At 50.3% G+C, this 18,089-nt stretch carries 19 protein-coding genes; 9 read left to right on the top strand and 10 right to left on the bottom strand.

The features are described 5' to 3' along the window. Positions 1 to 89 precede the first annotated feature (89 nt). The 5 genes from ACTHSX_RS01900 to ACTHSX_RS01920 all read left to right on the top strand — a co-directional run bounded on the left by ACTHSX_RS01900 (position 90) and on the right by ACTHSX_RS01920 (position 2,671). On the top strand, positions 90 to 740 hold the full coding sequence (locus ACTHSX_RS01900) for a hypothetical protein (protein WP_440376467.1): 651 nt from the start codon (positions 90 to 92) through the stop codon (positions 738 to 740). A gap of 84 nt (positions 741 to 824) precedes the next feature. Further along, a complete protein-coding gene (locus ACTHSX_RS01905) occupies positions 825 to 1,151 on the top strand; it encodes a purine permease (protein ID WP_223168895.1) in 327 nt (108 codons plus the stop codon). Positions 1,152 to 1,216: 65 nt separating this feature from the next. Next, positions 1,217 to 1,540 carry a dimethyl sulfoxide reductase gene (locus ACTHSX_RS01910; RefSeq protein ID WP_440376466.1) on the top strand — a complete coding sequence of 108 codons (324 nt, stop codon included), beginning with the start codon at positions 1,217 to 1,219 and terminating at the stop codon, positions 1,538 to 1,540. Positions 1,541 to 1,634: 94 nt separating this feature from the next. Then, a complete protein-coding gene (locus tag ACTHSX_RS01915) occupies positions 1,635 to 2,045 on the top strand; it encodes a hypothetical protein (protein WP_440376465.1) in 411 nt (136 codons plus the stop codon). A 320-nt stretch (positions 2,046 to 2,365) separates the two neighbouring features. Further along, positions 2,366 to 2,671 carry a hypothetical protein gene (locus ACTHSX_RS01920; RefSeq protein WP_440376464.1) on the top strand — a complete coding sequence of 102 codons (306 nt, stop codon included), beginning with the start codon at positions 2,366 to 2,368 and terminating at the stop codon, positions 2,669 to 2,671. 76 nt (positions 2,672 to 2,747) lie between these two features. Here the strand turns inward: ACTHSX_RS01920 and ACTHSX_RS01925 are convergent, their stop codons facing one another. Further along, positions 2,748 to 3,188, bottom strand: a complete 441-nt coding sequence (locus ACTHSX_RS01925; RefSeq protein ID WP_440376463.1) for a DNA polymerase III subunit chi — start codon at positions 3,186 to 3,188, stop codon at positions 2,748 to 2,750. A gap of 37 nt (positions 3,189 to 3,225) precedes the next feature. Next, positions 3,226 to 5,712 (bottom strand): heavy metal translocating P-type ATPase, encoded by a 2,487-nt coding sequence (locus tag ACTHSX_RS01930; protein WP_440376462.1) that lies wholly within the window; start codon positions 5,710 to 5,712, stop codon positions 3,226 to 3,228. Between the two features lie 361 nt (positions 5,713 to 6,073). On the opposite strand from ACTHSX_RS01930, the gene ACTHSX_RS01935 reads away from it, so the two are divergent. Beyond that, the gene (locus ACTHSX_RS01935) at positions 6,074 to 6,199 is read left to right on the top strand and encodes a hypothetical protein (RefSeq protein WP_003678791.1); all 126 of its coding nucleotides are present in this window, start codon (positions 6,074 to 6,076) and stop codon (positions 6,197 to 6,199) included. Between the two features lie 68 nt (positions 6,200 to 6,267). On the opposite strand, the gene hflX is transcribed toward ACTHSX_RS01935, so the two are convergent. From hflX to lptF, 4 genes are all read right to left on the bottom strand, one after another. Beyond that, complete coding sequence (gene hflX / locus ACTHSX_RS01940; RefSeq protein WP_440376461.1) at positions 6,268 to 7,428, bottom strand: GTPase HflX; 1,161 nt, start codon at positions 7,426 to 7,428, stop codon at positions 6,268 to 6,270. A gap of 44 nt (positions 7,429 to 7,472) precedes the next feature. Then, the gene (locus ACTHSX_RS01945; RefSeq protein ID WP_440376460.1) at positions 7,473 to 8,693 is read right to left on the bottom strand and encodes a glycosyltransferase; all 1,221 of its coding nucleotides are present in this window, start codon (positions 8,691 to 8,693) and stop codon (positions 7,473 to 7,475) included. A 119-nt stretch (positions 8,694 to 8,812) separates the two neighbouring features. Further along, complete coding sequence (gene lptG, locus ACTHSX_RS01950) at positions 8,813 to 9,883, bottom strand: LPS export ABC transporter permease LptG (RefSeq protein WP_219089487.1); 1,071 nt, start codon at positions 9,881 to 9,883, stop codon at positions 8,813 to 8,815. Next, a complete protein-coding gene (gene lptF / locus ACTHSX_RS01955; protein ID WP_440376459.1) occupies positions 9,880 to 10,995 on the bottom strand; it encodes an LPS export ABC transporter permease LptF in 1,116 nt (371 codons plus the stop codon). The genes lptG and lptF overlap by 4 nt, the downstream gene beginning before the upstream one ends. A gap of 158 nt (positions 10,996 to 11,153) precedes the next feature. On the opposite strand from lptF, the gene ACTHSX_RS01960 reads away from it, so the two are divergent. The 3 genes from ACTHSX_RS01960 (at position 11,154) to znuD (ending at position 15,655) form a co-directional block, all read left to right on the top strand. Next, positions 11,154 to 12,563 carry a leucyl aminopeptidase gene (locus ACTHSX_RS01960; RefSeq protein WP_440376458.1) on the top strand — a complete coding sequence of 470 codons (1,410 nt, stop codon included), beginning with the start codon at positions 11,154 to 11,156 and terminating at the stop codon, positions 12,561 to 12,563. Between the two features lie 101 nt (positions 12,564 to 12,664). Further along, positions 12,665 to 13,147: a cupin domain-containing protein gene (locus tag ACTHSX_RS01965; protein WP_440376457.1), complete on the top strand. Its 483-nt coding sequence runs from the start codon at positions 12,665 to 12,667 to the stop codon at positions 13,145 to 13,147. Positions 13,148 to 13,366: 219 nt separating this feature from the next. Continuing rightward, entirely contained in the window at positions 13,367 to 15,655 is a 2,289-nt protein-coding gene (gene znuD / locus ACTHSX_RS01970; protein WP_440376456.1) for a TonB-dependent zinc receptor ZnuD, read from the top strand. 83 nt (positions 15,656 to 15,738) lie between these two features. Here the strand turns inward: znuD and ACTHSX_RS01975 are convergent, their stop codons facing one another. The 4 genes from ACTHSX_RS01975 to ACTHSX_RS01990 all read right to left on the bottom strand — a co-directional run bounded on the left by ACTHSX_RS01975 (position 15,739) and on the right by ACTHSX_RS01990 (position 17,975). Beyond that, complete coding sequence (locus ACTHSX_RS01975) at positions 15,739 to 16,551, bottom strand: phosphatidylserine decarboxylase (RefSeq protein ID WP_440376455.1); 813 nt, start codon at positions 16,549 to 16,551, stop codon at positions 15,739 to 15,741. Positions 16,552 to 16,775: 224 nt separating this feature from the next. Next, positions 16,776 to 17,045, bottom strand: coding sequence for a hypothetical protein (locus ACTHSX_RS01980; RefSeq protein WP_440376454.1), 270 nt, complete (start codon positions 17,043 to 17,045; stop codon positions 16,776 to 16,778). Then, the gene (locus tag ACTHSX_RS01985) at positions 17,023 to 17,430 is read right to left on the bottom strand and encodes a phage holin family protein (RefSeq protein ID WP_070632098.1); all 408 of its coding nucleotides are present in this window, start codon (positions 17,428 to 17,430) and stop codon (positions 17,023 to 17,025) included. The genes ACTHSX_RS01980 and ACTHSX_RS01985 overlap by 23 nt, the downstream gene beginning before the upstream one ends. A 110-nt stretch (positions 17,431 to 17,540) precedes the next feature. After that, the gene (locus ACTHSX_RS01990) at positions 17,541 to 17,975 is read right to left on the bottom strand and encodes a DUF883 family protein (RefSeq protein WP_440376453.1); all 435 of its coding nucleotides are present in this window, start codon (positions 17,973 to 17,975) and stop codon (positions 17,541 to 17,543) included. Positions 17,976 to 18,089 lie beyond the last annotated feature (114 nt).

Consider the following 18,089-nt stretch of genomic DNA (forward strand, 5'->3'; position numbering starts at 1 on the left):
ATAGAACAAAAGTATAAATAATTATCTACGCTCATCAATAAAAACAAATTTCCCCCAATTTTCCCACTAACTTAAGAAGGAATCCTAATATGAACGTATTAAACAAATTCGGTATGCTAATCTTGACCGCTTCCCTGCTGGCAGCTTGCGGCGACTCCGGCAATAAAGGCAGCAGCGACAAACCGGCAGAACAAGTTGCCCAAAGCGAATCGAGCCCGGCCAACAAATACGAAAAAGCCCTGAGCGAATTCCCGGAAGCAGATCCTAAACTGGCCGAACCTATTGTTATTTCCGATAAAAAATCTCCAGACGGTCTTGCTGAATTGCAAAAATTCATTCACTTCACCACTGGTGAAGAAGCTCAAAAAATTACTCAGCTAGGCCTAGAATTGCAAAACTTGGCTAACCAAAATAAAGAAAAAGAAGCTTTGGAGCAGATGAACAAACTGACTGCCGCACTGGAACAATTCCATCAGAGCGCAGCTGCCCTCGACATCAAAGATCCTGAAATCAAAGCAGTTCTGGATCGTACATTACAAGTCAGCAGTGCTGCCAACAACATGATGATTTATGCAGGCAAACATGCTTCTGAGCTGACTATCAACGGCAAAGATAAAGATTCGCTCAAATTTGCCAAAGATTTCCAAGAAAAATCTCAAAAACTGCAAGAAACCCTGCGTGCAGCCAATCAAGAAATACAAAAAGCTGCCGAAGCTTTAGGCAAAAAATACTCCCAATAAGCCTATTGTTTCCGATAAATAGCGGTGGTATCGGCAACATCGATACCACCCCACCTTTCCAAACCATAAGTCAGGTTGAATACAATGAACAATCTTAATCCTTCACTCCCCTGCCCACACTGCCATGCCCCGATCCAAGGCGGATTGGTTAAAGGATTAGCTGCAGTTAAAGAATGCCCTTCCTGCCATAAAAAAGTCAAATTCAAAAAACCGCCTGTTGGCGAATATTTCAAAGCTTTACTAAAGCCTTTCGCTATTTTTGTAGTAGTCGTCTGCATCGTAGCGGCAATACTGATCAGCCTGTTTGGTACATTTCCCCCATATATCAGTACGGCATTAGTTATAGGCTTTCTCGTCTACTACATTATCCCGATTCAAAACAAACTTTCATCTTTTGAAAAAGACGAATAAACATATACATTGCCCATCCAACCCATTTTCCCGGATGGGCAATACCTACAGCTCAGTAAAAAATAATGAAACCGTCCCCATTCTCTTGTCCGCATTGTTCCAATCCGATTCGAGGTAGTGCATTCAAAGGATTGAAGAGCATTAAAGAATGTCCGACCTGCCACAAAAAAGTCCGCTATAAGCAACCGACTGCAAAAGAAATCCGCCAGGCGACATGGAAAAAGAGCGTTATTTTCATCGCCCTGCTGACCTTATACCTTGCCTTTCTGATTGCACTATTTCGCGCAGATATTCCTTTTACGTATCTCATCCTTCCTATCATGATCTATTTGGTTGCAGTCTTCCAGCCTGCCATTATCAAGCTTTCTTCATTTGAGAAAGACGAATAGCCTGCTTTCAGACGGCTATCGCCTTCAATAACAAGGTTTGGCCGATGCCGATTTCAATCCTTATCCCCGATATCCCCTCCAAGGATTTTATTATATGAAACGTCCAGTCCCTGTTACCGTCGCCGTAGTTCTCTATTTCATCCTAACTGCCCTTACTTGCTTTACCACTGTTGCTCTTGCGATTTATTCGGGCGATTTACTGATAGAAGTTGCAGCTTTAGCATTCCCTTTCCTGCCTTGGTGGCTGTCTATGCCTCTATACTTCATCCTCCTTTCCTTGCCGGTATTTATTGCCGTCGGTCTGCTTTCAGGCAACCGTGCTGCCCGTTGGCTGGCTGTTGTGCTAGCGGCCGCTTCGCTGATCATGGTGTATAGCGATATGGCGAGCTATAGCTTTCAACAAATCATTATTCAATCCATTCTCCACCCTGTTTTGCTGCTCCTCATCTTCAATCCGGTATCCAACCGCTATTTCGCCAACTCGGCCTCAAAAACCGAACCCTGAACCATCGGATTTTGACTTCAAAAAGACTTAAGGCCGTCTGAAACCCTTGCTTGCTCTTACGCAAATCTTTTTCAGACGGCCTAAAATAGAATGGCCTTTTCAGACTGTCTTTTCCTAAGGCAGCCCTTCATACAATCAATAATAAGTTTCCCTTAGCAGCTTTAAATACCAAACTGTAAGCAAACAAACCCATGAAATCAGTCTTCCCTATTTTCTTTATCCTGCTCAACTTATTCTTTATCCTCTATTTGCCACGCAAACTATCCATATGGGCCTGATTGGCGCTTTACCTGTCTATCGGGGGGCTGTTTTATTTATGGATGTCCAACAAATCTGCCCTGACCTCCCTATTTACACACACCCTGTCATTGCAGCCATTCGACGTATTTCATGAGACAATCGGTTTTTCATTATTGGTTACAGTTTTCTTCAATCTGTTTGACTTGCTTGCCGTACCTTCGATTGTCCGTTTCCCCAACTTAATCCTCAAAAATCCCCAACACCACCATCAGTCTGTTCAATGGTATCTTGCCAATACCTCCCTTTTTGAACGCTTTTTCCACTATTTCTACTCTTTCTGCTGTTGCCTCATATTTTATGGCATATGGCGCGAAGCCTTCCGATAATCAATCTAAAAAATAAAGGGACATCATCAAAATGTCCCTTTGTTTATATTCAGACGGCCTTGAATATTTTCAACACTCAATCCTTCCCTTCTCTCGAAAAATGCTCAATCTCAAATCCGCTCTGACGATAAGCTCGAAAACGGTCTCGGGCTTCGGCCAAATCTTCCAAGCTGTTGCCCACAATTTCAAGGATACGGTTTGGAATGGCCGGTGCTTGGCTCCAAAAATCGGCAGACAGGTTTAAAACCGTGCAATCTTGCGGAATATTCGGTAATGCGTTTCCAAACACAAGCAATACCGGCGTTTCAGACGACATGGGGTCGGTAGGCAGCCAGACTTCATGCGGAATAAAGCTTTCGGGAATCTGCTGCCATAAATCAACGTCTAGTTGCTGTACTGCCGCAGCAGAATCCGACCACACCAAAATCTGCCCGCCATCGCGTATGGCGCGCGCAATCAGGCGGCAGGCAAAGGCAGCCGGCTGGGCGACGTGTGTATAAAAAGTGGCTTTAGGCATGGCGTATTCTTTCGTTTGAGCAATGGATTTGCCGTTTTCAGACGGCCTTTTTGGTTTTCAACAATCTCAAGGCATTGCCCAACACCAGCAGTGAGCTGAAACTCATGCCGAGCGCGGCGATCCACGGGGTAACGTAACCAAACACGGCCAGCGGAACGGCAACCAGATTGTATGCACTCGCCCAAGTCAGGTTTTGGCGGATGATTTGATGAGTGCGGCGTGCCTGTTCCATCATCACGGGCAAAACGTTCAAATCATCATTGAGCAAAACCACATCGGCACCGTCTCGTGCCACATCGGCACTCGTGGCCACGGCAGCCGACACGTCGGCTTGGGCAAGGACGGGGGCATCGTTGATACCGTCGCCGATCATCATGACTTTACGCCCTTGTTTTTGCAGATTTTCTACATAAGCCAGCTTGTCTTCAGGCGTGGCTTCGGCACGATAGGCATCTAAACCCAGCTCTTGCGCGACTTGGGCTACGGCAGCCTGACGGTCGCCGCTTAAAAGGTGCAGACAGATGCCGTGTTGTTTCAGGGTTTGCAACATTTCAGCAGCGCTGTCTTTGATTTGGTCTTCCAGTAAAAAGGCCGTCTGAAAACCGCTTTGATTGCCCAAGAAAATAATGCCGCCAGTGTGGTCGATATGGGTAAAGGCTTCGGGCAGATGACCGGCAATTTCCGAAACAAACGCCGCTTTACCCAAAGCCCAAACTTGGGTTTCGCCATCAAATTCGATTTGCGCGCTGACGCCATGCCCAATACGGTTGACCCGTTGTTGCACTTTCACATCAAGCGCGGATACAGGGCCATCTGAAAGCATATGGTTCAAAATGGCACGGGCGATGGGGTGTTCGGATTGCTGTTCCAATGCTTGGGCGATAGCAAGGGCTTGGACTTCGTTCAAACGGCCTGCGGACAACATACGGCTGACTGAGAGCTGCCCTTTGGTCAGCGTACCGGTTTTATCGAACACGACATCGTCAATTTGGGCAAGTGTTTCCAGGCTTTGTTTGCCGCTGATGAGAATGCCGTCTTTGGCCAGCGCACCGGTAGAAGCAGCAAGCGCGGTCGGGGTAGCGAGCGACAAGGCACACGGGCAGGTAATGACCAGCAGGGCAACAGTAATCCACAAGGCAGTGTGCGCGTCGGCATACCAAGCCCAGCCGATAAAAACGGGAATCGCAAGCAAGAGTTCGCCAAACACAAAACTGGACGCGTATTTTTCGGCCAACTCGGCGGCACGCGGTTTTTGCGCCAGCGCACGGTCGAGCAGTTTGACGATATGGGACAGGCGCGTGTTGCCGCCGGTATGGTCAGTGCGGATGATTAAAGGGCTGCTGGTGTTGAGCGTGCCGGCGGTTACTTTTTCAGACGGCCTTTTCACAATGGGCAGGCTTTCGCCGGTCAACATGGCTTCGTTAACTTCGCTCTCACCGGATAAAACCGTACCGTCCACCGGAATGACTTCGCCGGGCTTCACAACAATCGTATCGCCGATATTGAGGCGGACGACTGCGGCTTCCTCGATGTCATCACTTTCCGGATAAGACGGCAAACGGTGGCAGAATGCCGGAACCAGTTTGACCAACCGCTCCGCCGCATCGCCTGCTTTGCGTCGGGCAATCTGTTCCATAAAACGCCCGCCCAACAGGAAAAACAGCAACATGGCGATGGATTCAAAATACATGCCTTGCCCTGCGTTGGTAGCCAAGCTGTAAATACCGGCGATAAAGGTCATCACAATGGCAATGGCAATCGGCGTATCCATGCCGACACGGCGGTTTTTCCAGTCACGCCATGCGCCGCGGTAAAACGGCAACGCGCTGTAAAACACAACGGGCAACACCATCAAAAAGCCGCCCCAATGCAGGATTTCCAAATAAAGCGGCTCGATGTCGCCACCGTAAAAATAAGTCGGCAGGGCAAACATCATCGTCTGCATCATACCCAGACCGGCCACGGCCAATCTGACGATAAACTGTTTGCGTTCCTTCTGCGCCTGCGCCTCGATTTTTTGCGCATCATAAGGCGCGGCGGTATAACCGGTTTGGCGGATTTTAAGCAGAATGTCCGACAATTCGATGTGGGCACTGTCCCACACCACGCGGCAACGGTGGGTGCTGTAATTCAAATCCACGCGCACCACGCCCTTCATGCGCAACAACTGCTGCTCAATCAGCCACACACACGCGGCGCAGGTAATGCCGCCCAGCATCAACACCGCCTCGCGCTCATCCCCTGCACCAACCTCAACAAAATCAGCCTGCACTTCGGGCAAGTCATATAGTTTTAATTGCGACAACACTTCCGGTGGCGGCAATTCGGATTTTTCCGCGTCTGCAGTACGCTGTTTGTAATAATTGCCCAAACCTGCATCAATAATACTCTGCGCCACCGCTTGGCAGCCGGCGCAGCAGGTTTCGTGTTCTTCGTCTTCAAAACGAACCGTCAGATGCAGATGCTCCGGGACTTCAAGTCCGCAATGGAAGCAGTTTTTTTGGGGATGTGTGGAAGATGTCATAATGTGTTCGATTTATTTTTCAGACGGCCTGAAACAATCATCTCAGGGTGTTACATTTTAGCAAAAAGCGTTTTTCCGCCTCATTTCATTTACTTTTGAATTAATAGACTGTCGAATTTTATAAAAAACATGGAAAACAAAGTATTGACCGTTTATCAGATGATGAACGGTAACATATAAATACCGTTTATCTTTAAAAACTTCCAATTATTTTAATGTAAAAATGGAACTTTTTTAAAAATCCCAATACATTTTTTATTGACCTCAATCCATTTAAGCAGCATACTTTAGCCATTCCGCGAAGACGGAAATAAAAAAACACACATTTACTTATAAAACTAACTTATTGGGAAACCTCACCATGATTGATCGCCTTATGCCTATCTTTGCCGTTATCGGCATTTTGTCCAGCACCGTATACCTGAGCCTCGCCGCTTGGATGCTTTACGAAAGCGTGTTCAAAAAGAAAAGCCCTCTGTCGGCATAATCCTCGGATTTAGAATTTTACGGTAAGGCCGTCTGAACATTCAGACGGCCTTGTTTCATTCCATACTATCAAGCATTTGGCTGTACCGCCAATTCAATCATCGCTTCGCGCAAACCGTCCAAGCCCAAACTTGCGGCAACGGAAACATTCACACCGACGGCATGCCCGGAGTTGTCGCGCAAAATGCCTGCTTCACGCATACCTGACGGCAGCAAATCAACTTTGTTGTACACCACCAATTGCGGAATTTCATGCGCGCCGATTTCTTCCAAGACTTCGTTGACATCGTCCATCTGCCGTTCAAAATCGGGATTGGAGGCATCAACGACGTGCAGTAGCACATCCGCCATCGCCGTCTCTTCCAAAGTAGCGGAAAACGCCGACACCAGCTTGTGCGGCAAATCGCGGACGAAGCCGACGGTATCGGTCAAAATCACGCTCGCCTCGTACGATAGGAAAAGCCGACGCGCAGTGGTATCCAAAGTGGCGAACAACTGGTCTTTCGCCAATACGTCCGCTTTGGTCAGGCGGTTGAACAGGCTGGATTTTCCGGCATTGGTATAGCCGACAATGGCAAAGGTTTTCAGACGGCCGCTCATGCGCGATTTGCGGCGCGTGGCGCGTTGTTTGCGGACATCGGCAAGCTGTTTTCTCAATGCCGTGATTTTTTGTCCGATTAAACGGCGGTCGGTTTCCAACTGGGTTTCGCCCGGCCCTTTCAAGCCAATACCGCCCTTCTGACTTTGCAAATGTCCATAACCGCGCACCAGCCGTCCGCTCAAATGATTCAGCTGAGCCAGCTCCACCTGCAACTTACCTTCCTGCGATTGGGCGCGTTTGGCAAAAATCGCCAAAATCAAACCCACTCTGTCGAGTACGCGGCATTGAAGCTCTTTTTCCAGATTACGCTCTTGTGTCGGCGTGAGTTCGTGGTTGAACACAACCAACCCGACATCATGCTGCTTGACCACTGCCGCCAACTCTTCCACCTTGCCCGTACCGACAAACAAAGCCGGATGCGGTTTGTCACGGCGTGACGTTTCGATAGAAACCAAATCGCCGCCGGCCGCGCTCACCAATTCTGCCGCTTCGGTCAAGGCCGTCTGAAAGCCGCGCTCGCGCGTTTCGTTTGCGCCGGAATAGTCCGCCGTCAGCATCACGCCGACCAAGAGGACGCGTTCGGGCTGATCCAAAGATTTATCGACGGAAAACAGATTGCGCTTGCTCAAAAAATTTCCTTTCAGACGGCCTGACGGCTGGGTCAAAGACCTGATTAACGGTTTTTCAAAATATCGGCAAAATATTCGGTCACTTCTGCCAAACGTCCGCCCTGCTCGGCATAAGGCTGCATTACCGCCACCAGCTGCTCCAACACTTCGCGCGTTTCGGTTTGCGCGTGTTCGCGGTAGAGCCACATATTTTGCATGGTCACTGTGGTCAATGCCTCGCGTACATTAAGCAAGAGCAAGTGTCGGCAAGACTCATAGCCTTGGCGCAAATCGCCGGCCGCATAGGCGGTAACCGACAATTCATAGTCGATGTCCAACTGATAAACATTGCTTTGGACAAAAAGAATATCGTCTTTCGGGAACGGGATACGTTTCGCCATCAGGCCGATCGCATGGGAAATACGGTATTTTCCTTCCTGACGCAGCATGGTTTGCGCAAGGTAGAGACACTCGGCACGGCGCGGATTGTAATCGTAGCCTGCCAACCAAGTCGCCAAGGCTTCATCGCGTTTGCCCATTAATTTGTAGCACTCGCCAAGCTGTTGGTAAGAAACCGTCACTTCCTCGATCCAACCGCCCAACTCGATGCGTTTTTTAAACCATTCGCTCGCACGTTCGGGCATATCAGAATCCCAATAAGAACGCGCCGCATAAAAGGCGTAACGCGGTTTCAGGTCTTCATCTTCAGGGCTGTAAAACGCTTTTTCCAAAGAAACCGCATCAAGCAGGTATTTATTCGCCATATTGCTGCGCGCGCCGAAACGGCCGCTGAGAACCGTATAGTCGCCATGAAGCGTGGCTTCGCTGGTATCTTGTTTGTCGGTTTCGATAAACTCATGCAATACGCCGCGCCAGTAGAATGTACCGTCATTGCGCAACAACAGCGGACGGTAATAAACCACGCTGCCCATGGCATTTCTCATGCGGAGGCGGTAGCGGTCGGCGGTCAGCTCGGGCAATTCCAATTTGCCTTCAAAGCGGTCGTCCGCATCAAAAATCAACACATAATCGGTTTTGTCTTTTGCGTGTTTCAAAGCCTGATTGCGGTTGTATGCAAAATTTTGCCAACCATCATGATGAATCTCGCCTGCGATGCCCTTTGCATCGAAAAAGCGGCGGATCACGCCGGCGGTATCATCGGTCGAACCGGTGTCGCTGATGACATAGTAGTCAAGTTTGATGTGGTCGGTGATGTTGGCCAGTGTTTCTTCGATGATTGCCGCTTCGTTTTTGACAATCATATTCAAGCAGATGGTTTGGGACATTTTCAATAGCCGCATTGGTTTGGAAAGGTATTATTTTACTTTAGCATTTTGTTTTTTGCACACAAAATACTCAGGCCGTCTGAAGATTGCCTTTCAGACGGCCTGAAGTTTATTTTGCCTTATCTTTTTTCCTGACGACGTATCAGATACACCGCCAACAGCGCAAACAAAACCGTCGGCAATGCGCCCGCCAAAAACGGCGGCACGCCGTACAACTGACTGGTAAAGCCGAAGAGCCGTCCGGCAAAGTGGAACAGCAAACCAAGGCAGATACCGCCGAAGAGTTTCAAGCCCATATTGCCGTGGCGCGTGGTTTGCGGGGTAAAGGCAAAGGCAACAAGCGCCATCACCCATGCGGCAACGGGATACACCAGCTTGCGCCACCATGCGATGGCATAGACTTGGGTATTTTGGTTGTTTTTTTCCAGATGGTCGATATAAGTGGTCAATTCGCCGACAGACATTTGGTCGGGCTTGACGAGCAATACATCCATCAGGTTGCGTTTGACGGAAATCGGCCAGTTTTCTTCGGCAGCAGTAGAAACCTCGACTTTATCTTCGCCCAATATGCTGCGGCGTATATTTTTCAGCTGCCAGCTGCCGTCAGGATTCAAAACGGCGGATTCGGCTTCTGCCGCTTGGGTCAGTTCGTTTTTATCGTTGCGCTGCCAAATTTTGATGCCCAAAAGCGTATGGTCGGGCAACATTTCGCGCACGTTGATAATACTGTTTTTTTCTTTCAGCCAAAGGCCGGTATTGCCGGTACTGATTTTGCCGTTGATGGCGGCGGCTTTGATGTTTTCGGCTTTTTGGCTCAGCGCGGGGGCAACCCATTCGCCGAGCGCAACGGTGGCAATGGCGAAAATCAAACCGAACTGCGACAGAATCAACAGCAGCTTTTTGGTGCTCATGCCGCTGGCTTTGATAACGGTCAGCTCGCTGCCGGAAGCCAGTTGGCTGAGGGAAATCAGGCCGCCGATCAAAACGGCAAGCGGCATCAGTTCATATGCGCGCGCAGGCATCTGCATTAAAACATACTGCCCCAATTTTGCGCCGTTATAGCTGCCTTTTCCAAGATCGCCGACTTCGTTGATGATTTCAAAAAAGCTGTACAAAGCGAGGAAGGCAAGGAGGGCGTAAACCGCCATAACCGCCATTTGACGGATGATGTAACGTGAAATCAGGTTCATTTTCCGCCTTTCAATGTCAGACTTTTGGCAACCGCCTGCCAGAAGGGTTGGCTGGGCATACTGCGCACGCGCAGCAGGACGACGGCAATCACAAACATGATGATGTGCATAGGCAGCAGTCCGAGCCAAAAATGGATTTTGCCGTCTTCCACAGCATTGCGCAGGAAAGTCAGCCCGTTTTGGTAAACCAAAAATAAACCGATGGCAATCAGGATATTGTAGGTATGGCCGCTGCGCGGATTGAAATAGGAAAGCGGCACGGCAAGCAGGCACAACAACAAAACGCTGACGGTCAAGGAAATACGCCACATCAATTCCGCTTGGTGTTGGGGATTGCTGCTGCCAATCAGTTGGGCAGTCGGAATGGTGCGGCGGTGTGAAACAGGGTCGATGAGTTTGGGCGTGGTGCTGATAATCAGGCTGAGGTGTTGGAAAGAAACGCGGTTGTAATCGGCTTTGCCGGGCATACCGCTGTAACGGTAGCCGTCACGCAATTCAAGCGTGCGTTTGTTGTCGGTCAACGAAAAATTGCCCTCTTTGGCAAAAACAATGTTGTCGTTGCCGTTTTTGTCCTGCTCGCGCAGGAAGAGGTTTTTCATGATGCCGGATTCGGTATCGAAGGTTTCGACAAAATAAACCCTGCCGTTGCGCTTGCCCAAGTTATTGAACTCGCCGGCTTCCACCAAAGACAATTCCTGCTTCTGCTTCAAAATTTCAGCATATTCGCGGCTGCGCAACTCTGCCCACGGCATCACCCAAAGCTGCATGACGGCAATCAAAATGGCAAACGGCACGGCAAACTGCATGACCGGGCGTATCCATTGTTTCAATGCCAATCCGCAAGAAAGCCAGACCGACATCTCGCTATCGCGCCAGTAGCGGGTCAATACGGTCAACGTACTGATAAATGCGGTCAACACCAGCAAAAGCGGGGTCATGCCGATTACCCAGAAGCCGACTAAGGCCAACACGGCATCGATGGCGACACGCCCGTCGGCTGCGCGGCCAAGCAGGTTGATGGCCTGCGTAGACACCAATACCGCCAAGAGGACGACAAAGATGCCGACGGCAGTAAAGGAAAGTTCTTTAATAAAGTTTCTTTGGTAAATCATAAGATTGAGCGTGGTATACGGTTTATGGGAAACCTATATTTATTAATAAGGCTTCAGACGGCATGACACAAATGGAGTACAATGATTTTCATCTGTTCGGACGGTTGGTCAACATGCCGTCTGAACAACCGACAACCGTTCCAATCAGGAGAATAAACGTGAAATTTAGCACAAAAGCCGAAACTTTGCAGGCTCAACAGGCAGGTGCGCAATTATTTGTCTGCGCCGAAGCATCGCAACTGAGCAACCCGACTGCCCTCGCCCTCTTCGCTTCCCTTGAAGAAGGTCAAAATTTCGCCGACACCAAAATCCCGACGGACAACGGTTTGCAAGCCATTGCCGTTGCCCGCCTCGAAAAAACCGACCGCGCCGCGCTGAACAAAGCCGCAGCCGAAGCCGCCAAATGGGCGCAAAATCAAGAAACGGTCAATGTGGACGTTCATGCTTTCGATGAAGCGCAAGCAGCAGCCGTTGCCGAAGCGTTTGCGATAGCGTTCGGCAATGCCGCCTACCGTTTCGACCGCTACAAAAAAGAAGCCAAACCGGCCAAATTTGCAGAAGCTGTGTTCCACAGCGCACACGAAGCCGCCGTCAAAGAAGCCCTGCGCGTTGCCGAAGCGCAGGTTTACGGACAAAGCCTCTGCCGCGACTTGGGCAATGCCGCACCCAACGAATGTACGCCTGAATTCCTCGCGCGTACCGCCAAAGCCGAAGCCGAAAAATTGGGCGCACACGCTAAAATCATTGAAAAAGACTACATCAAAGAAAACATGGGTTCGTTCTGGTCTGTCGCCAAAGGCAGCGTCGAAGACCCATATTTGGTCGAACTGAGCTATTTCGGCGCAGCCGACAAAGAAGCCGCGCCTGTGGTATTGGTCGGCAAAGGCATTACCTTCGACACCGGCGGCATTTCCCTCAAACCCGGCCTAAACATGGACGAAATGAAGTTCGACATGTGCGGCGCGGCAACCGTTATCAGCACCTTCTGCGCCGCCGTCAAACTGCAACTGCCGATCAACCTCATCGCCGTCGTCGCCACTTGTGAAAACATGCCTTCCGGCGCGGCCAACAAACCGGGCGATGTCGTAAAAAGCATGAAAGGCTTGACCATCGAAGTGTTGAACACCGATGCCGAAGGCCGTCTGATTTTGTGTGACGCGCTCACTTACGCCGAACAATTCAAACCTAAAGCCGTCATCGACGTCGCCACCCTGACCGGCGCGTGCATCATCGCCTTGGGCCATGACGTCAGCGGCGTGATGGGCAACAATCAAGATTTGGTCGACAGCCTGCTCGCCGCCTCCCGCAACGTGGACGATAAAGCATGGCAACTGCCGCTCTTTGAGACCTACAAAGACCAACTCAAATCCAATTTCGCCGACATTCCAAACATCGGCACGCCGGGTGCAGGCACGATTACCGCCGCAACATTCTTGTCTTACTTCACCGAAGACTATCCATGGGCACACCTCGACATCGCAGGTACCGCATGGAAATCCGGCGGTGAAAAAGGCGCGACCGGCCGCCCTGTTCCTTTATTGTTGAACTATCTGCGCAATGTGAAATAAATCTTGGGGGGAAGCCTGCGGGGTTAATCGTTTCAACCCCGCAGGCCGTCTGAAAACGGAATCCGCATTATCTGACTCAACCTGACAAACGGAAAATCACCATGAAACCACTATTTGCCGCATTATCTGTCGCCCTTCTGCTCGGCACATCCATCAGCGTTCAAGCTGCCGAACAAACTACCCCCACAGACCGCAACATCCAAGTGTACAAAAAAGCCGACTTAGCAGAATGGAACCGCGAAAACGCAGCCGGAGGCCAAGGCCCCTTGCTCGGCAGCTTTGCCTTCACGCGCCATCAAACCGCCGACCAAGACGCATTCAAAGAAATCGGCTGGCTCACTCTTCCACCTGGCGCTTCCATCGGCCAACACAAACATACCGGCAATGAAGACGTTTACATCATCGTATCCGGCAAAGGCCTGTTTACCGATAGCGAAGGCAAACAAACCGAAGTCGGCGCCGGCGACATTACCATCGCCCGCCCCGGCCAGTCCCATGCGCTCAAAAATATCGGCAAAAAGCCGTTGGTATTCCTTGATCTGATTGCAGAGACCGCTGGCGCTAAAGCCGCCGAAACCAAGTAATGCTTTCAATGAAAGCAAACCATCTGCCATGACTTTCTGCCTTACCCAAACCAGGCAACAGAGAGATTGTTCCATTTTCATTTAAACCTACATACAAGCTAAAGGCCGTCTGAAAACCACGCTTCGTTTTCAGACGGCCTTTTTTTCTCAAAAGTCTTATCATATAAATGGCGCAATGTTATATAATAACAGCCTTTCGAAATATGATGAGAAACTAAAATGACACAAACCACACTCAAGCCCATTGTTTTATCTATTCTTTTAATCAGCACCCCTATCCTCTCCCAAGCGCATGAAACCGAGCAGTCTGTTGAACTGGAAGAGGTTACCGTCGTCGGCAAAAGCCGTCCGCGCACCACGTCGGGGCTTTTACACACTTCGACCGCCTCCGACAAAATCATCTCCGGCGATACCTTGCGCCAGAAAGCCGTCAACCTAGGCGATGCTTTAGACGGCGTACCGGGCATTCATGCCTCGCAATACGGTGGCGGCGCGTCCGCTCCTGTTATTCGCGGTCAAACAGGCAGACGGATTAAAGTGTTGAACCATCACGGCGAAACCGGTGACATGGCGGACTTCTCGCCCGACCATGCCTTGATGGTGGACAGCGCCTTGTCTCAACAGGTCGAAATCCTGCGCGGCCCGGTTACGCTCTTGTACAGCTCGGGCAATGTGGCCGGTTTGGTCGATGTTGCCGATGGAAAAATCCCCGAAAAAATGCCTGAAAACGGCGTATCGGGCGAAGCCGGATTGCGTTTGAGCAGCGACAATTTGGAAAAACTGACATCCGTAGGCATCAATATCGGTTTGGGCAACAACTTCGTGCTGCATACCGAAGGCTTGTACCGCAAATCGGGTGATTACGCCGTACCGCGCTATCAAAAAGAAGAAGGCCGTCTGAAACGACTGCCCGACAGCCATGCCGATTCAAAAACCGGCAGCATCGGCCTGTCTTGGGTTGGGGATAAAGGTTTCCTCGGCGTGGCGTACAGCGACCGTCGCGACCGCTATGGCCTGCCTGCCCACAGCCATCTCTACGACGACTGCCACGCCGACATCATCTGGCAAAAGAGCTTGATCAACAAACGCTATTTGCAGCTTTATCCGCACTTATTGACCGAAGAAGACGTTGATTACGACAATCCGGGCTTGAGCTGCGGCTTTCACGACGACGATAATGCACACGCCCATGCCCACAACGGCAAACCGTGGATAGACCTGCGCAACAAACGCTACGAACTCCGCGCCGAATGGAAGCAGCCATTCCCCGGTTTTGAAGCCCTACGCGTACACCTAAACCGCAACGACTACCACCACGACGAAAAAGCAGGCGATGCAGTAGAAAACTTCTTCAACAACAAAACACACAACGCCCGTATCGAGTTGCGCCATCAACCCATAGGCCGTCTGAAAGGCAGCTGGGGCGTGCAATATTTGGGACAAAAATCCAGCGCGCTTTCCGCCATTCCTGAAACCGTCCAACAACCGATGCTGATTGACAATAATGTGCGCCATTACAGCTTTTTCGGTGTAGAACAGGCAAACTGGGACAACTTCGCGCTTGAAGGCGGCGTACGCGTGGAAAAACAAAAAGCCTCCATCCAGTACGACAAAGCATTGATTGATCGGGAAAACTACTACAACCAGCCCCTGCCCGACCTCGGCACGCACCGCCAAACCGCCCGATCGTTCGCACTTTCGGGCAACTGGTATTTCACGCCACAACACAAACTCAGCCTGACTGCCTCCCATCAGGAACGCCTGCCGTCAACGCAAGAGCTGTACGCGCACGGCAAACACGTCGCCACCAACACCTTTGAAGTCGGCAACAAACACCTCAACAAAGAGCGTTCCAACAACATCGAACTCGCGCTGGACTACGAAGGCGACCGCTGGCAATACAATCTGGCACTCTACCGCAACCGCTTCGGCAACTACATCTACGCCCAAACCTTAAACGACGGACGCGGCCCCAAATCCATCGAAGACGACAGCGAAATGAAGCTCGTGCGCTACAACCAATCCGGCGCCGACTTCTACGGCGCGGAAGGTGAAATCTACTTCAAACCGACACCGCGCTACCGCCTCGGCGTTTCCGGCGACTATGTACGAGGCCGTCTGAAAAACCTGCCGTCCCTGCCGGGTAGGGAAGATGCCTACGGCAACCGTCCTTTCATCGCACAGGATAACCAAAACGCCCCTCGCGTTCCGGCTGCGCGCCTCGGTGTCCACCTGAAAGCCTCGCTGACCGACCGTATCGATGCCAATTTGGACTACTACCGCGTGTTCGCCCAAAACAAACTCGCCCGTTACGAAACGCGCACGCCCGGACACCATATGCTCAACCTCGGCGCAAACTACCGCCGCAATACGCGCTATGGCGAGTGGAATTGGTACGTCAAAGCCGACAACCTGCTCAATCAATCCGTTTACGCCCACAGCAGCTTCCTCTCTGATACGCCGCAAATGGGCCGCAGCTTTACCGGCAGTGTAAACGTGAAGTTTTAAAATCGGACAGGCAAACAAAAAAGGTTTTCAGACGGCCGTCTGAAAACCTTTTTCTTACTTTAAACCAATTTTAAAACCGGCAATTAATCTTTCAACACATCACGCACAGCCGCTTGAATCTTAGCCGCCGCTGCTTCGATTTGCTGCTGTTCGGAAGATTGGTTTGCCACTGTCTCAATCGGAGCCGCTTGTGAAGCCGGAGTCGCTTGTGGAGCTGCGGCTTTAGGCTCAGATTCAGTTTGCGGCACAGTCAGCGACAAACGCGCCAATACAGTGCTGACGCCGGTAACTTTATCACCAATCGCCACTTGCGCCTGCGCATCGACAGGCAGATACATATCCACGCGCGAACCAAAGCGGATAAAGCCATAGCGTTCGCCGCGAGACAGTTTCGCACCTGCTTGGGTGTAGCACAAAATACGGCGCGCCACCAAACCGGCCACTTGAACAAAAGTAATTTCACGACCAGAAGCCGTAGTCGCCAAAACCGCGTTGCGTTCATTTTCCGTGCTGGCTTTGTCCAAATCCGCATTCACGAATTTGCCTTTGTTATAGACCACTTTTGTTACCGTACAATCGGCAGGCGATTTTTGCGAATGCACGTTGAACACGTTCATAAAAATACTGATTTTCAAAGCATCGACATCACGATACGGATCGCGTGCGCGCTCAACCACCACGATACGGCCGTCAACCGGGCTCAACACCGCTTCAGGATTTTGCGGAATCTCACGCGCAGGGTCGCGGAAAAACTGCAAAGCAAATACGGTAAACACCCAAAACGGCAAAGACCACCAGCCGCAACACATCGACACCAGCAGGCTCAAAGCCAAACCGCCGCCGATAATCGGCCAGCCTTCACGGGCGATAATCGGGTGGGGATACAAACGGTTCATCACTTATCCTTCATTTAATAATTTCAAAATTGCCACCATTATATCTGAAACTCCAAACATTGAGGCCGTCTGAAATGTTCAGACGGCCGGTGTCTTTTGTAAAAAATACTCAACATAAATAAAGTTTCAGTTTCGACAACACAATGACGCAGCATCCTCAACAAGCGCTCACACGCTCCAACAACTCGCTGCAAATATCATTTTGACCAAACCTCCGCCCTCGGTTATCTCGACAAACCCAGTATGATTGCCAATACCAGCCAAATCCAATGCCGACGGCGCGATGTAGAAAACAAAGCGCGTTGAGACAGCAAACGCGTTTGGCTCAACTGATACGCCACATCGGCCAACATTACCAAGCGATTAGTCTGCCGGGCATTACTTTCTTCCGCTTTACGCAGTTTCAAATTTTCTGCTTCAATCCGCAGCCGCACCAGCTTGGCTTCCAAAAGCAGCAGCTCGCGCGCTTCTTCATACTCCTGTTGCTTCATCATCCGCATCCTTGTCTATCTCACCGCGCAAATACGCAATATCCGATCGAATATCCTGCAAGGTCTCAGCCACGCGACTTCCCTGCTCCCGATAATCTGCCGATACTTTGCGGAACAATACGGCAATAATCAGCAGGCTCACGAAGAAAATGCCGAAAAACACCCACAAAGCGGCCACATCCGACAGCACGCGGTTCAATCCGAACAGCAAACCGACCAAGCCCACCATCAACAGCGCGCCGGACAATACCAACCAAATCGCCAAACGGAACACATTCTCCGCCTGACGCGTCAAATCCAAGCTCAATACCTGCAAACGCAGCAACAGCAAATCCGCGCCCTGATTCAACAAAGCCTTGCCATGTTCAAAACGCTGGCGAATTCCCATCTCGATTATCCTTTTTTCTTAGGAAACATAAGGCTAAGGCCGTCTGCACGGCGCAATGAAATCCATGATTTCATGTGCACGCCTGTTCAGACGGCCTTAACATATTCGCATTAACGGCGGTTCAACAACACACCGACAACCAAACCGGCCAATGCGGCAAAACCCATCGCATAGTATGGTTTTTCATGTACCACTTCATCAGCGTGTTTGGCACCGCGTTTCAAGCGCGCACCTGCATCGGCTTCAAATTCGGCAAAACGCTCTTTACCTTCTTTCAAATGCTCCTGAGCCGCCTCTTCAAACTGCTCGTATTTTTCACGCGCACGCTCGGCATGATGGCGCAAACGCTCGCCGGCTTCTTCTTCAAAACGGCTCAAACGCTCTTTGGCCACAGCCAATTTTTCCTCCAATTTGGCTCGGGCTTTGCTACCCTCTTCCGAACCGGCTTCAACACCATTGCGGTACAATTCTTCCACATCATCCATCACTTCTCGGATGTCTTTCAGCAAAGCCTCGCGACGTGCTTCAAAATCGTGTTTTTTCATGCTTTTCTCCTTGATATAGGTTGATATGGTTACAGACTATTTATCTGTTAATAAATTATAACCGTTTATTCCAAAATAAACGTTAATTTAAATTAAATTAAGTGCTTATTCTGA

Source organism: Neisseria sp. P0014.S002 (assembly GCF_051958295.1).
GTDB classification, from domain to species: Bacteria; Pseudomonadota; Gammaproteobacteria; order Burkholderiales; family Neisseriaceae; genus Neisseria; species Neisseria flavescens_B.

Excerpts from the sequence above, each read along its gene's own strand:
- ACTHSX_RS01985 (WP_070632098.1), bottom strand. The coding sequence starts at position 17,430 with ATGGGAATTCGCCAGCGTTTTGAACATGGCAAGGCTTTGTTGAATCAG.
- ACTHSX_RS01980 (WP_440376454.1), bottom strand. The coding sequence starts at position 17,045 with ATGATGAAGCAACAGGAGTATGAAGAAGCGCGCGAGCTGCTGCTTTTG.
- znuD (WP_440376456.1), top strand. The coding sequence starts at position 13,367 with ATGACACAAACCACACTCAAGCCCATTGTTTTATCTATTCTTTTAATC.
- ACTHSX_RS01920 (WP_440376464.1), top strand. The coding sequence starts at position 2,366 with ATGTCCAACAAATCTGCCCTGACCTCCCTATTTACACACACCCTGTCA.
- ACTHSX_RS01915 (WP_440376465.1), top strand. The coding sequence starts at position 1,635 with ATGAAACGTCCAGTCCCTGTTACCGTCGCCGTAGTTCTCTATTTCATC.
- ACTHSX_RS01965 (WP_440376457.1), top strand. The coding sequence starts at position 12,665 with ATGAAACCACTATTTGCCGCATTATCTGTCGCCCTTCTGCTCGGCACA.
- ACTHSX_RS01945 (WP_440376460.1), bottom strand. The coding sequence starts at position 8,693 with ATGTCCCAAACCATCTGCTTGAATATGATTGTCAAAAACGAAGCGGCA.
- ACTHSX_RS01925 (WP_440376463.1), bottom strand. The coding sequence starts at position 3,188 with ATGCCTAAAGCCACTTTTTATACACACGTCGCCCAGCCGGCTGCCTTT.
- ACTHSX_RS01905 (WP_223168895.1), top strand. The coding sequence starts at position 825 with ATGAACAATCTTAATCCTTCACTCCCCTGCCCACACTGCCATGCCCCG.
- ACTHSX_RS01930 (WP_440376462.1), bottom strand. The coding sequence starts at position 5,712 with ATGACATCTTCCACACATCCCCAAAAAAACTGCTTCCATTGCGGACTT.
- ACTHSX_RS01910 (WP_440376466.1), top strand. The coding sequence starts at position 1,217 with ATGAAACCGTCCCCATTCTCTTGTCCGCATTGTTCCAATCCGATTCGA.
- ACTHSX_RS01935 (WP_003678791.1), top strand. The coding sequence starts at position 6,074 with ATGATTGATCGCCTTATGCCTATCTTTGCCGTTATCGGCATTTTGTCC.
- ACTHSX_RS01975 (WP_440376455.1), bottom strand. The coding sequence starts at position 16,551 with ATGAACCGTTTGTATCCCCACCCGATTATCGCCCGTGAAGGCTGGCCG.
- lptG (WP_219089487.1), bottom strand. The coding sequence starts at position 9,883 with ATGAACCTGATTTCACGTTACATCATCCGTCAAATGGCGGTTATGGCG.
- lptF (WP_440376459.1), bottom strand. The coding sequence starts at position 10,995 with ATGATTTACCAAAGAAACTTTATTAAAGAACTTTCCTTTACTGCCGTC.
- ACTHSX_RS01990 (WP_440376453.1), bottom strand. The coding sequence starts at position 17,975 with ATGAAAAAACACGATTTTGAAGCACGTCGCGAGGCTTTGCTGAAAGAC.
- ACTHSX_RS01900 (WP_440376467.1), top strand. The coding sequence starts at position 90 with ATGAACGTATTAAACAAATTCGGTATGCTAATCTTGACCGCTTCCCTG.